This window comes from Mesorhizobium sp. WSM4887 (assembly GCF_029625865.1).
Taxonomy (GTDB): Bacteria; Pseudomonadota; Alphaproteobacteria; order Rhizobiales; family Rhizobiaceae; genus Mesorhizobium.
Genome location: NZ_JARTVP010000026.1, coordinates 1 through 14,116, shown reverse-complemented (window position 1 = coordinate 14,116; position 14,116 = coordinate 1). Strand labels below are relative to the sequence as shown.

The following is a 14,116-nucleotide window of genomic DNA, read 5'->3' as shown; positions in this document are numbered from 1 at the left end:
TCGACGCACTCCGGACAAGTAACCTCATGGGCGCGGCATGCAGGATTAACCGAGCCCAGCCGGTCATGAGTGCGGCCGGCGCTCGGCTGCTCGATTTATTTGCGCGATAAGCTCGCGACCATGTCCGCGGAGGTATTCAAACTTAACGCTGCGTCCGGGAGCTCTTGCCCTCCAGTTTGCGACGCTCCCCCGCCCATCCAGTGATCGTTTATTTCGTCGGATAGTTTGACCCGGCTCTACCGAATCGCCGCTTCAGGATCATTCTTTCCGATTTCGTCACGCTCGTATTTCTGCCGCGTCCTACACCGATTGGGCGCGAACAAAACTGAGCGCCTTGGAACCCGAACCCGTGCGTCGTGACCGGGAGCATCCGGGGCGAACTCATCCGCTCGGGGGCATCGCATCACCGGACGGCGACAGGCACGGTCGACCGGCATCTCGGCATCGGCTGGGAATTCGTCCATGGTCTGCATTGGCGACGACGCTTCCTGAGGCCACGTAGCCCTTATGCCAAGCTGGGCGCCCGGGTCGAGCGCGTAATGACGACAATTGCTTCGCTGCAGGTCAAACGCTTTCCGGGCCACCTGCAAAGTCTTCACCCGGCCGTACAGCGCCCAAGACCACTGATGTGATCGACAAGAGCCTTTTTGATAAATCTGCGCTATTCTCCTGTCGCGCACGGACGACCGCGTGGCGAAGAGCAGGGTCCGAGATGAGAGCCCTGCCGCGCAGCTTCTATCGTCGCGCCTCGTTTGCGGCATCCGTGCCTACCCTCTTCGGACCTCGTGGGTTCCAACCGGCGACGAGGCGTGCATAGGCGCCCTCGGCCTGCTCCACCCAGCGGCGCTCTTCTTCCCGGTGGCTCTTTATGTTGTAGGCGTGCGCTCCCTTTTGGCCGCGCACAGCCTTGCTCCCGGCCTTGAGTTCCACATCGCGCAAGCTTCTTGGCATGCAGGGAGGGTCGAGCCCACGCGTAACTCTCGCCCTTCTCAACAGATGACAGATCACGACAGAGAGTTTGCGTGCGGTTGCCACGGCCGCGACATGCTGTCCGCGCCGGGCTCGCACGCCGCAGGGAGAAGGCTCGCAACGGTCCGGGAGCACGAGCGGCCGCCCAGGCCGCCTCGACGAGCATGCCGCGCGCATGACCACGGCCCTGCTTGGTGATCCGCCCATGGTAGGCCGGACCTGGCCGGACTGCTGGACGCTTGGGTTCAACCCGAGATAGGTCACGAGCTTCTGCGGATCGTCGAAGCGCGACACGTCGCCGATCGCCGCCCTTCATCGCCAGCGCGACGGTGATGTCGACGCCGGGAATGGTCATCAGCCGCTTCACGCCTTCATCCTCGAGAGCCGAGCGGACAAGATCGCGTTCGATGACCTGGAGGTCTTCGCCCAATCGGTCGAACTCGCGCAGATGCCCATCGATCGCGAGGCGCTCGTCCTGCGGTACGACCTGCTCGATTAACCAGGTCCGACCCTTGGCGCCGCACAGGTCAGCATGCGGGCAGGACGGATCAGGTGGCTATGAAGGATCGACTGGATGACGCTCTTCAATCGAGATCTCTGTCGGACAATCTGATTGCGCCGTGTCACCTGTCGACGCAGAGCCTGCGTCGGCTCGTCCGCAATCCAGACTTCTGGCAAGAAGCCGCTGGCATAGAGCTGCGCAAGAACGTCGGCGTCGATCGTCGTTTTGATCTTGGCATAGGCAACGATAAACACCTGTTTCGGCTTGGCGATCCCCACCTTCTTCACATGCGGCGCAACCACAGCTGCAGCGGACGTCGCGTTGCCGGTGGCCTCGATCACCCCGACATCGTTCGGCGACAGCTTCGCGGCGAACGCCGCCAGCAGATCGCGCCGCATGTCGACGCGGCCGAGTCGCCTGAGCCTGCCCTCCTCCCATGCCACTGCTTCGGCGAAGGCGCGGTGAATATCCAGTCCGATGATAAGCATGCCCGTTCCTCCTTCTTGGCTCGGTCAAAGACGGGAGCTGGCGGGCAACACGACATCTACTGATCCGCGCTCGCAGCGCATCCGGGAAAGTCGCGAGGGGCGGCCATGTAACGAGCTCGGGCTCTCAGCCCACGGTCTATTGACGGCCTGCCTGCACCTTTGTGCTCCCGGTGCCCCACGTCCCGGATGGGCTCACCATAAGGGCGTTCCAAAACAAGAACAGCAGGACGAGAAGGCACCACAGATCACATACCGGATAGCGGCAAGGCCAAGCGCTTCGTTCAGATAGGCTTGCGCCAATGGGCTTAGGCCGAGCCTACAACAGCTCTCAAAAACGCTGCCGGACTGCTGCATTGGCTCGCCGATACAATTGGCACAGGCCTCACGGCAGCTTAGGATCAAACCGCCCATCAGTCGCCTCGGACTGGAAAGGTGCACCCTATTAGGTTCCACGCCTAGCTAGGTCGGGGCCGCCGAAGACGCTGGTTGATAGACCGGCGCCATCGGCCCGGCGTTTCAAACTGCCAATCTCTGACCTGCACAGTACGAACGATTGCTCGCTTCGGCAGATCACGCGGCTCATATGTCGGACCTTAACGTCATCCATCATAAACTTTTTGCGACAAAAGATTGCAAGAATGCTAAATTGTTAAAGTCGTTTGTTTCGGTTAAAGGCATCCATCCCATGGATGGCTGATGACATGCGTTTCAAAGGACTTGATCTAAATCTCCTCGTTGTGCTCGACGCACTCCTGACGGAGCGTAATCTCTCGGCGGCGGCACGCAGGATTAACCTGAGTCAGCCCGCCATGAGTGCGGCCGTCGCCCGACTGCGCGATTATTTCCGCGATGAACTGTTTACGATAAGAGGTCGCGAAAGATTTCTAACCCCGCGTGCGGCAGCATTTGCCCCCGCAGTTCGCGACGCTCTCCAGCACATCCAGTGCTCGATTATTTCTTCGGATCCGTTTGACCCAGCTCGAGCCGATCGCCTCTTCAGGATCATTCTTTCCGATTTCGTCACGCTCGTGTTTTTCGAAAAGCTTGTGGAGCGTATTTCACGGGAAGCCCCCGCCGTCAGCTTCGAACTGCTGCCTGTCGACGATAGCCCCGATGAGCTTCTCCGGCGCGGTGACGTCGATTTTCTAATTCTACCGGATATGTTCACGTCGAGTGTGCATTCAAGCGTTGCGCTGTTTGACGAGAAGCTCGTGTGCGTAGGCTGTCCCACAAACAAGCAGCTGCCACAGCAGCTTACATTCGAGAGATACATGTCGATGAGGCACGTCGCGGTCAGGTTCGGGCGTACGATGAAGCCGTCTATCGAGGAATGGTTTTTGCTTGAGCATGGCCTTAAGAGACGTGTCGAGGTCGCCGTGCAGGGCTTCAGCATGATTCCACCTATGGTGTCCGGCACAGCTCGTATAGCGACCATGCCCTTACGGCTGGTCAGGCATTTCGAAAAAACGTTCCCCCTGCGGGTTATCGAACTTCCGCTGCCATTTCCCACATTCACCGAGACCCTCCAATGGCCGGCCCTCCACAATAGCGATCCGGCAAGCATCTGGATGCGGGAGATAATGATACAGGAGGCATCTCGGATGGCTGCCCCGCTGTGAACCCACGGAAAATTCAGGCGCACCTATAGTCACTACTCCTGTCACCATCTACTTTGACGACAATAGCCCTCGCCGGATAAAGTCGATGCTGGCGGCAAGTGCGCCTGCGAGATCGTCCAGAGAATGGACTTCCTCGACCAGCTCGAATGAGAAAGGTCCCGCGTAGCCGCCATCCAGCAGCGCCTGAATCTGGCTGCCATTGTCGGAACCTGCAAGAAAGCGATCGGGGTAAATCCAGAAGGTCGGGTCGTTTACGCTTGAAATGTGCACCAGGCCGGTAAGCTCGCAGAACAGGCATGTCTCCCCGGCCAGGGTGTGGTGGAACGTGTCGTGCACGAGGCGAAAGACGGACTGGCCATCAACCGCGGCAACGGCCTCGGCCGCTTCCTTCTTTGATCGAAGCGAGCAGGTTCGGAAACCCAGCGGCTCGATGAGACCGATCAGACCCCGCGACTGGAGGATTGGCTTGATCTCGTTTAGAGCGAAACGAAGATTGTCCTGGCGCTCGCTATTGGTGGGCCACGAGCTGCGGTTGGCCGGCACCAACACGAGCGTCTCCGCCCCGCACGCCGTCGCATAATCGGCGAGGTTGCTTGCCTCGGCCTGACGCGTTGGAGTCCAGTCGTTGAACCGCTGCAAGGCGTTGACAGAGATGATCGTGACGCCCGCTTCGGTAGCGGCCAACCGAACGTCCGCAGCCGGAATGCCGCGTGCGACAGGATTGCTGAAATGAGGGTAACGGATTTGGACGTCGGTCAGGCCTTGGTCACGGGCAAGCGCGAAAAGCGCACTGACGTCAAGGCGGGGCGCCGCCATGTGATCGAGTGCAAAGCGGGGCGATACCTGGCGCATTGCTTGACTTTCCTTCCATGAAGCGCGGCTGCCATTTCGGCATCCGGCTTCTTTCAAGACGGAACCACGCCGGTTCACAGATCGGACAGAGACGGCCGAGTCAATCGAGCTTTCCTTTCATCGGTGAAAGGAAAATGGGCGCTCATGATAGAAATCCATCAAGGTCAAATATTTTCCGGAAGATAAATGTCGAACGGCAGAAATGTCTGCCCCGGGCTCTCCGCGACGCCGGCTTTGATGGCCCGCTCCATTGCCATTATCAGCTCCTGGCAAAGTCGGCGCATTGGCGTGCCGACCGCCATCGTCAAGATGTCATCCGCAAGCGCCCCACGTGACTGCGGCGTCATTTCACTCACGATCGCGACGAGATCCTGACCGCTCCCCTCTTCTCGGAGCGCGGAAATTGCCCCCTCTATCCCCCCGCCGGCCATATAGAAGCCGACGAGCTCTGGTTCCCGCTGCATAAGATCCAGCAATTTTTCGTAAGTGAGCTGCCGTTCATCAAGGTTCACGAGCGCATCAAGCACCTCGAATTTTGGCGCGTTCTCACGAAAATACGCACGAAAGGCCGTTTCCCGCGTCGCATGCGCCTGGAAGCGATGGCTTCCGACAAACACCGCCACCTTGCCGGGCCGTTTTGCGGCCTTGGAAAACACCCAAGCGGCAGTCCGTCCGACCTTGCTGTTGTTGAGGCCGATGTAGCCCTCGCGCACGCCATCGGCGAAGTCGGATAGCAGCGAAAATACCGGGATACCTTTCGCCTTGAGCTCCTCGACTGATGCTGTGATTTTCGGGTGATCGGCCGCCACCATGGCGATCGCCTGGCAGCGGCTCCCAAGGTCCTTAAGAAGCGGGAGCAGGTCACGCGGCAAATGTGACTGCGCGAACTCGATGATCGGAAGGCCGTGGAAGGATTTAGCCATACTGACCGACTCTTCGATCTTGCGAGCGAAATCTTGGTAGAAATCGTGGGTAGGTTTTCTCAAGATGAAGCCCAGCTTGTAGTGCGGCAGGTGCTGCTGCAAGCGCTGTTTGATGAGACCGGCAGCATGATAGCCGATCGCGTGCGCGGCCGCATGGACCCGCTGGGCGGTCTCCTCTCGCACCGGAAGGCGGACGTTCAGAACCCGATCGACTGTTGCTACGCTGACTCCGGCTTCGCGGGCGAGATCGGCTATTGTGACGCGCTTTCCCCTAGCGATTCTGATCGGCCGGTCCTCCATCATCCGGTGCGCTCCCGCGACGGCTTGGGGCGGCAAGCTGAAATAGTTCCCCCACCCCGCGGATAGCGCATTCGACGAACAGCGCTCCATGCGCACCCAGATGAGTCTCCGTGAACCGTTCGTTTGCTTAGGGGCTTCATGGTGTTGTATTACTCACTGCGTTAGTACTCTATTTCCAGCGCTCTTTGGAGGCTGGCAATTCGACTGTTGTGTCAAGGCCGCTACTTACACGTCGCGCTGTTGCGATCTTGCTTGCGGGGAGCCAGTTTGATGTAACCCTAACCGCGGAAAGCGGTTTCCATCCGTGACTGGTCCAATTCGCCTTCCCAGCGAGCGACAACGAGCGATGCCACCGCATTACCGACTAAATTCGTCAGCGCGCGGCATTCCGACATGAAGCGGTCCACGCCAAGAATTAGAGCCATTCCGGCAACGGGAACACTCGGCACGACAGAGAGAGTAGCGGCCAATGTGATGAAGCCGGCGCCGGTGACGCCTGCCGCACCCTTCGAGGAAAGCATCGCAATTAGCAGCAGGAGGATCTGATCGGCAATTGACAAATCTGTGTTCGTCGCCTGGGCGATGAAGAGGGCGGCGATCGTCATGTAGATATTGGTACCGTCCAGATTGAATGAGTATCCAGTAGGGATGACGAGACTTACGACCGAACGGGCGGCGCCGGCCTTCTCCATCTTCTCCATTAGCGAGGGCAGCGCGGCCTCCGAGGAGGACGTTGCCAGGACAAGCAGCAGCTCGTCCTTGATGTAGCGGACGAGAGAAAAGATCGAGAAGCCGTTGTAGCGGCAGACCGCGCCGAGAACCCCGAACACGAAGAGGAAGGCGGTAAGATAGAACGTCGCGACCAGTATCGCGAGGTTGGCCACCGAACCGATTCCGTATTTGCCGATCGTAAAGGCCATTGCGCCGAAGGCGCCGATGGGTGCAGCCTTCATCAGAATGCCGACGAGCTTAAAAATGGGGGCGGTAAGCGCCTGGAGAAAGGTAACGACCGGCCTGCTCGTCTCTCCGGTCATCGCCAAAGCAATGCCGAACAGGACCGAGAAGAACAGGACTTGCAGGATGTCGCCTTCCGCGAAGGCACTGGCAATCGTTGACGGGATGATGTTCATCAGGAAGCTGGTCACGGACTGCTCGTGAGCCGTGGCCACATAGCCCTTAACGGCTTGGACATCGAGCGAGGCCGGATCGATGTTGAGGCCGGCGCCAGGTTGAACGATATTCGCGACAATCAGTCCGACAACGAGTGCAAGTGTCGAGAAGGTGAGGAAATAAACCATCGCCTTGGCGGCAACTCGGCCGACCTTCTGCAGATCGCTCATGCCGGCAATGCCGGTCGCAATTGTCAGGAAGATGACAGGTGCGATAATCATCTTGACGACTTTGATGAAGGCATCGCCGAGCGGCTTCAGGCTCTGGCCGGTTTCCGGATAGAGGTAGCCAATTGCGGCTCCCAGGACTATGGCGGCAAGCACCTGCACGTAGGTCCGGGCAAAATGGGGCTTGCGGGGCGCTGCGATCGCGCGGGGGACTCTTGGAACCAACACCGTTTCTCTCTCCCTGACCGGATCGGGGTGGGGGCTCCTCCTTCTCCCATGCTGCGCTCCGGTCGAGCGCTGCTGTCATCTCGGAGCAAGCGCCGTGCCAACTGGAGGCCTGTCCCGTCCAGCGAGATTGGTGCGGGTTGCGCACTGGAACCCTCCACCTTTGCCGGAATTTGCACTCAAGGCTCGCCAAAGATCGCGTCTGAAGAAGTGCTTCGCCAGAGAGGGAATTGACCAGGTCGCCTTGCGGCCGTGTCTTTGATGTCTGCCGCAGATCGACTGCCGGCCGATATCTCTGTCGTCTTGGTGACTTTGGTTTGTCAGTTTTGCGACGGAATGCGCGCAAACTGCAGGATATCCTACACGCCCATCAGAGCACGCGGTACAAGCGATTAAGCGTAGGAGCGCATTGAATCTCCGAGGTCAAAAAATCTTGAATAAGGTCCCCGTGCGAAGTGAATCCGCAACTCGTCAAAGTTCTCCACCGTTTGATCCAGCGGTCGCGTTTCCTGGCGCTGCAGGATGGCGTTATCTGATGGCTCAAGCGCTGGAACGCCCAGGAAATCCCAAACCGCTCCCAGGCATTGGGCAGGTTCGTGAAGTAGGCTCTCGTATTCCATTACAAGCAGGTTGGTCGACGTGAAGGAGTCCATAACGCGAGCGTGAAAATCGTCGGCGGCTTTGAAATAAGCCTCACAGTCGGCGATTGACAACCTGACGCTCGGTGGCCGAGCGGTATCGTTGTCCCAGCTGAACTTCAGCCAGTGACCGCTTTCCCTGGCCTGCACAAAGGATCGGAGCGATTCCAATACGTTTCGGCGAACAACAAGGATGACCTTGAGTGCTGGCCAACGAGCCAGTTCCGCAAAGAATGCGGGACGCTCGCGAAACTGAGGTTCATTGATCTTGCATCCAAGATGCGTCACATTCTTGTAGTCGCGCATAGGGCAGCGCACATAGGCAAGCTCAAGAAGCTCGCGATCCGTGCCTAGCAGGCGATCAGTGCTGGGCCAATTGGGATCATATTCGTTTAGCAACTCACCGTTACTCAAAACGGTCGGATGCTCGTTTAGCAATTCTTCTAAATAGTGTGTTCCGGTCCTTGGCATAGCAAGGATCACAAAAGGCTCAAGAGTTGCTTCGTTGTGGGTCATTGCATGTGTATCCAACTAAATAATGGCCGCGACGGTCTGTGGACGCGCACAAGAAGCTTGGCTGCTATCGATTGAACGCTCCGGGTGGGTCCGCGCCTCACCATCCAGCCTGTTCTTCGAGGTGTGGTCGCGAAGCTGGGCGGGTGCCTGCAGCGGCTGGGTGGCGCCCGGCTTCGGCGTTGTACCACTCGCGATTCCTAGCATACGCATGCCTCCGGGCCGCTGTGGGCAGTTTGCATCCGGCATTGCGGACCTCCTTCTGGTTAATGGGTGTAAGCAAGCGTCAACGCATTAGTCGTCGATGAAACAGTCCAGCCGACAGAAAAAAAGGCAATACAGCGAACATGCAAAGTGCGCCTATATGCAGCCCTACATTGTCGCCCAGGCGGCCGAGCATCACCGGACGGATTAGCTCGATAGAATTCGCCAGGGGCGAGAAGGCCGCAATCTGCTGAAACACTCCTGGCAATTGGCCGACTGGAAAAACCGCGCCCGAAAGGAACAGCATGGGTGTGATGACAAGCGTCTGATAGAAAATAAAATAGTGATAACTGGGCGCGAGCGCGATGACGAGCATGGCCAGGCTCGCAAAGGCGAATCCGGTGAGAGCGACGACCGGTAGCACGTAGAGAACCGACGTCCACGCGGCATAACCTAGCGCGGCCGCAACAATCGCAATTGTCGTACCGGCCAGAAAAGCCTTTGTGGCTGCCCAGGTCAATTCACCGAGAACGATGTCGCCGAGGGTAAGTTGTGTGTGCAGGATTGCTTCCCAAGTGCCCTGATCGCGCATTCGACCGAAAACCGCGTAAATTGTTTCGAAGGTTGATGCTGTCATCGCGCTCGTCGCAACCATGCCGGCTGCCAGAAAGGCGATGTAGGATGCACCTTCGATGCGGCCTACCAACAGTCCAAGGCCAGTGCCGAGCCCGAAAAGGTAAATCATCGGATCAGCAAGGGTGCCGAGCATTGAAGCAAATGCCACCTTCTTCCATGCCAGATGATTGCGGCGCCACACCGCCATCCAGTTCCAGGCGTTGGCGGGTAGAGCGGCCGCAAAACGTTCACCCATTGCTCACTTCTCCATCTCACGTCCGGTTAACCGCAAGAAAACGTCCTCCAGACTGGGTGGACGCTCTAGAATACGCAGACCCGCTCGACCGCGAAGCTGGATGCGCACATCCTCCGGCTCAGGCGCATAGCAAAAGAGCGTCTCGCCGCTTACCTCGACACGCTGAACGTACGGTCTGATCAGCGAAATCAGCTCCTGTGGATTACCGCCGAAGATCTCGATCACGTTGCACCCAATGTACTCGTCGATCAGCGCATGAGGACTGCCCTCGGCGATCTTGCGTCCCCGCTCGAGAACACACAGCCGATCACAAAGCCGCTCAGCCTCTTCCATGAAATGGGTGGTCAAAATGATCGTTTTTCCGCTCGCCAGCAGGAAACGAAGTCGCTCCCAGATCAGATGGCGGGCATGCGGGTCGAGGCCGGTCGTGGGCTCATCCATCACAAGCAACTGGGGGTCGTTGATCAGAGCACGTGCCAGCGTCAGGCGCCGCTTCATCCCGCCGGATAGCAGGCCGACACGTGAATCCGCCTTGCTCTCAAGGCGAGCGAACTCGAGCAGCCGTGGGATGACGGCGTTGATCTCTCTTGTACTCATGCCGAAGTAGCGCCCGAACACCAACAGGTTCTCACGTACCGTAAATTCCAGGTCGAGATTGTCGAACTGCGGGACCACGCCTATGCCCTTGCGGGCCAAGCGGCTGCGTGCCGGCACTGGTAGACCGAGGACTGTTATATCACCCGCGTCAGGCCGGGTCATACCGAGGAGCATACGCGCAATCGTGCTCTTGCCTGCGCCGTTAGGCCCCAGCAGACCGAAGCACTCTCCCGATGCAACGGTGAAGGACAGCCCGTCCACAACGAGCTTGTTTCCGAATAATTTGGTTACGCCGGTAAGGTCGATTGCTACATTGGACATGCGTCTATCTCAAGCGGAATGAGTCCGATTGGCCACCGGCAGCTTACTTGCGAATTCTGGTTCAGAGCAGGCCACCGCCTTGAGATGACACCTTTGGAAAGTCGCGGCCGGAGCGACGTGTGTATCGCTTCCGCCAAAGAATAACGTCAAGATGCCACGTGTCGCTTCCACATAGTCCCCGTTCTGACCATAGGTAACTCGACAAGCTTCACCCCGTGTCGACTGACACAACTTACTCGGTCACTCGGCGCTGCAAGGCCGTCAGACTTCACTAGCTGTGAGCGAAAGATCTGCAGTATGAAGTGACTCCGCAATTCCAGAATTGCCCGCAGCATTTGCTCCGCCAAGCGGCATCGCGCTTGTGATTTCCTTTGTGCTGCTGTTGGGCAGGGGAACACTTTTACGCGACAGCCAATCGCTATTGCTCAATGTACACAGGGCGTAAGCCTTCAAGGGGATCAACAGGAATATCCTGATTAACGCGTGCATTGAATAGCCGATGAATCGAAGCTGCCGAGTGCGGAAAGATAACACCGTAGATCTGATTATGGTCATCGTGACAATAGCCAGCACCGTCCACCAATTTACTGTATGTGAAAATAGTAACTCACCGAGCGCCGTTACTACCGCGATGCCGAGCAACAATGGGCCGAGATTCTCTCCCATCACATCCAAAGTTAGATAGCGATCCAGGCCACGCAGTAGACCTCGCGCAAGCATCGTGTCCCGGAAAGTGCTTCGTGCCCAGCGGAGTTGTTGGCGCAAATAAGGTCCCATCTTGTCCGGAACGACTGTCGCCGCGACGGCACCTGGAACGTACTCGGTTCGAAAGCCTGCTTTCAGCATGAGGATCGTAAGATGACGGTCTTCACCGAAGTCGCTTGGTTTCCCCCTGAACAGCTGCGTCTCGTATTGATCCAGCAGAGAAAGGAGACAAGACCGGCGGTACATTGCACATGGGCCGCAGCAGCACATGACCGCACCAAAGCGACCTTGCGCCGCGCGCTCCTCATTGCAAGCCAGCCAGTATTCCATATCGATCAATCGGGTCAACCAAGTGTCGCTGCGGTTGTATGCCGTCAGCTGGCCCATGGCCGCTCCGACCATGGAATCCCGCATTTTTACTGCAAGCTTCGTGATGACGTCGGACGCAAGTGTCGTGTCAGAGTCGACGCTGAGCACGAAATCTCCAGATGAGCGGCGGATGGCGGCGATCTGCGCCTTGCGTTTGCCAACATTTTCGCGGAGCAGAATGAAATTGAATCTCGGGTCGCCCTCGTAGGCGTGATGTACCGGGATGACGGCATTACGATTTCCAGAACCGTCGTCAACCAGATAGACCTGAAATGTTCCGGAGTAATCTTGATTTGCAATGGAAGCTAAACACGCCGCGAGTGTGCGCGGGTCCTCATTGTAGCAGGGGATAATGACATCCACGCTCGGCCAACGGTCGGATCCGAACAAGCTTTCCGACGGCGGCGTAACATTTTCCGGTTGGGAGTAGACCGCTTGCATGCCTCTGTAAACAGTCGAGAGCACCGCATAAGACGAAACGGCAACAGTACTGGCTGTGGTGAGAAGGTCCATAGGATCTCTGTTTGTTCAGGGATGTTGAGGAAGTGATCGGATTACAAATCCGCGGCCGTGCAATTCTGGAATTAGGCGTGACAACGCTGTCACCGTCTGGTCGCGCAGACTGGCTTGATTGCCTGGTTGCAATTCGTCGGGAGCGCACCCGTCGTGCAACAGCACGATTGCGCCCGGCCGGATATCGGCGAGCACTCTGTCGACGATGGCGTCAACGCCGGGGCGAGACCAGTCGCGTGGATCAATGGACCAATGGACGGGCGCCAATGCCTCACCCGCTAATGCAGCGATTACTTCTTCGGTCCAGATGCCATAGGGTGCACGAAAGTACCGAACCATGGCCTGCGGGCAAGCCATCCCTATGACTCTGTTTGCCTCAACTATCTGGCAGTCGACTTCGACGGACCCGCATTTAGCTAGGTCCGGATGAGTCATCGTGTGGTTGGCTATACCGTGGCCGTCTGTAATAATTCGGCGAACGAGTTCCGGCTCGTCGGCCGCGTAGGCCCCAACAACGAAGAAGGTCGCCGGCACCTGATGTTGCGCCAGCACATTGAGTATCTGCGGTGTGAAAAATGAATTGGGACCGTCGTCAAACGTCAGATAGACGCTGCGCTCTGCAATGCGATCGGCATTGTCACTCTGCCCTTCGCATATGTAGTCCAGAGGCTTCATAGTTCCGGACCGTTCCGGTCGATCAGGGTACCAGACGGCCACTCGTCCATCGAGCGTCCGATCGGCGAAACCAACACGAGTACGTCTTCCAGGCGCGTGGGCGGCAGGTCGGGATGCACATCTGGACGGGTCGACCGTACGCGAACGCCCGACACAATGTTCGCGAGGCCGGCTCTGCAGAATCTTTCGACATGGTTTCGCAGCGCGTGCCGAACCGTGCCGAAAGCGAATGGAACACCCAACTGATGGAGCACTGGGTACGCCACGCGCATCGAAAAACCGATTCCGAGCCCTTCAAGATCCGGACGAACCGCGTACAGGCCCAATTCAGCGACGATCAAGTCGACCTCGCCAACTTTGATGAAGCGCCGCAGCATGCCGATGTGAGCCGCTACCCCATGCGCGTCGTAGCCGATTGCGCGGAATTCCGGCCTCGCGCCGGCCCAACTGCGGCCGCCTTCGAATGGCTCCGCGTTGAAGGCGCCAGTCCGTCCATAGGTCTTTCGAAAAAAGTCGGAGAGTTCGACATGGTCGGCCAGTTGCAGCTCATTTTCCCAGCACAACTTCCACTCGACATTCGGACGCATGGAAGACCTCACCTTGTAGCTGTCTGGTTGAGATAAATGTCCAAGCATTGATTAAATAATTGGCGTCGCGCCAACGGGGCGTAACTTGTGGGGACCGCCGAAAGACCAAGCCGCAATGCAGATGCGACTGACTTTGTACGCCCCGCACACCAGATGATGCTCCTCAGATCCAACGCAACCATCGGAACTACCTATCTTTCCAACTTGAAGCGCTTCTATGGGACCTGCAGCAAAAACGGTAAAATCCTTTGTTTAGATGAAAGGTATCCACGCTTTGGATAACTGGGCGAATGCGTTCCATATGGCTGGTCAATTATCGTCGTCACGCTCGAGGCACTTCTGACGAAGCGCAAAGCTCACGCCCGCGGCACGCGCGGCCGTTGCCGGGCCGCGCGATTATCTCCGTAAGAGCCGAGTGGAGCTCAGACACGACGATTGATCAGAATCTGATTCGCGGGTTCAGTATCTCTTTCGTGTATCCAGCTCTGGGCTGTCCTTTGGCGGGAGTTAGGTTCGCCCAGGTTCTGAGCCTGGGGCGTTGGCCCGTTCGCCGCGCAGGCTCCTTCGCACATCGTCGAGGCCGAGAAAGAGGGGCCACACAGCTCCCCCTGTACTTTCCACCACCCGACACCAGCGCTCACCCAGGGCGCCGGCCTTGCTCACCTCAACGGATAGCGCACTCGCGCCGCTTCACGATTAAAAGAATTCTACAAGCAAGATGCCTGTTTGATCGAGAGACGTCCGCTGCCAATTCCCGCATCGCAGAGGCAGCCAATAGCGCTCGCTTTACATAGTGGTCCGGCAAGCAGCTAGATACGACAGGTGACCTCAAATGAGGCGTCTTGCATGGCTTCTACACCTGCCTGAATGCCAGAACTGCGTTCGTACCGCCCATGGCGAAGGCGTTG

General features: G+C 58.0%; 10 protein-coding genes and 1 pseudogene. 1 reads left to right on the top strand and 10 read right to left on the bottom strand.

All coding sequences use genetic code 11. The features are described from left to right. Positions 1 to 735 precede the first annotated feature (735 nt). Positions 736 to 1,959 (bottom strand): annotated as a pseudogene (locus tag P9230_RS32010) (IS110 family transposase). A 701-nt stretch (positions 1,960 to 2,660) separates the two neighbouring features. Here P9230_RS32010 and P9230_RS32005 point away from each other — a divergent pair. Next, positions 2,661 to 3,578: a LysR family transcriptional regulator gene (locus P9230_RS32005; protein ID WP_063170390.1), complete on the top strand. Its 918-nt coding sequence runs from the start codon at positions 2,661 to 2,663 to the stop codon at positions 3,576 to 3,578. 48 nt (positions 3,579 to 3,626) lie between these two features. On the opposite strand, the gene P9230_RS32000 is transcribed toward P9230_RS32005, so the two are convergent. From P9230_RS32000 to P9230_RS31960, 9 genes are all read right to left on the bottom strand, one after another. Continuing rightward, positions 3,627 to 4,430, bottom strand: coding sequence for a TIM barrel protein (locus P9230_RS32000; RefSeq protein WP_063169395.1), 804 nt, complete (start codon positions 4,428 to 4,430; stop codon positions 3,627 to 3,629). A gap of 164 nt (positions 4,431 to 4,594) precedes the next feature. Next, on the bottom strand, positions 4,595 to 5,656 hold the full coding sequence (locus tag P9230_RS31995; RefSeq protein ID WP_051695606.1) for a LacI family DNA-binding transcriptional regulator: 1,062 nt from the start codon (positions 5,654 to 5,656) through the stop codon (positions 4,595 to 4,597). Positions 5,657 to 5,931: 275 nt separating this feature from the next. Next, the gene (locus P9230_RS31990; protein ID WP_210326678.1) at positions 5,932 to 7,215 is read right to left on the bottom strand and encodes a dicarboxylate/amino acid:cation symporter; all 1,284 of its coding nucleotides are present in this window, start codon (positions 7,213 to 7,215) and stop codon (positions 5,932 to 5,934) included. Between the two features lie 392 nt (positions 7,216 to 7,607). Beyond that, on the bottom strand, positions 7,608 to 8,369 hold the full coding sequence (locus tag P9230_RS31985; RefSeq protein WP_063169397.1) for a sulfotransferase domain-containing protein: 762 nt from the start codon (positions 8,367 to 8,369) through the stop codon (positions 7,608 to 7,610). Between the two features lie 283 nt (positions 8,370 to 8,652). Beyond that, positions 8,653 to 9,441 carry an ABC transporter permease gene (locus P9230_RS31980; protein WP_063169398.1) on the bottom strand — a complete coding sequence of 263 codons (789 nt, stop codon included), beginning with the start codon at positions 9,439 to 9,441 and terminating at the stop codon, positions 8,653 to 8,655. 3 nt (positions 9,442 to 9,444) lie between these two features. After that, positions 9,445 to 10,359, bottom strand: coding sequence for a nodulation factor ABC transporter ATP-binding protein NodI (gene nodI, locus P9230_RS31975; RefSeq protein ID WP_024505873.1), 915 nt, complete (start codon positions 10,357 to 10,359; stop codon positions 9,445 to 9,447). Positions 10,360 to 10,620: 261 nt separating this feature from the next. Continuing rightward, positions 10,621 to 11,946 (bottom strand): chitooligosaccharide synthase NodC, encoded by a 1,326-nt coding sequence (gene nodC / locus P9230_RS31970; protein WP_063169399.1) that lies wholly within the window; start codon positions 11,944 to 11,946, stop codon positions 10,621 to 10,623. Positions 11,947 to 11,961: 15 nt separating this feature from the next. Then, positions 11,962 to 12,621: a chitooligosaccharide deacetylase NodB gene (gene nodB, locus P9230_RS31965; RefSeq protein WP_063169400.1), complete on the bottom strand. Its 660-nt coding sequence runs from the start codon at positions 12,619 to 12,621 to the stop codon at positions 11,962 to 11,964. Continuing rightward, positions 12,618 to 13,208, bottom strand: coding sequence for a NodA family N-acyltransferase (locus P9230_RS31960; protein WP_063169401.1), 591 nt, complete (start codon positions 13,206 to 13,208; stop codon positions 12,618 to 12,620). Before P9230_RS31960 ends, nodB begins: the two co-directional genes overlap by 4 nt. Positions 13,209 to 14,116: the final 908 nt, after the last annotated feature.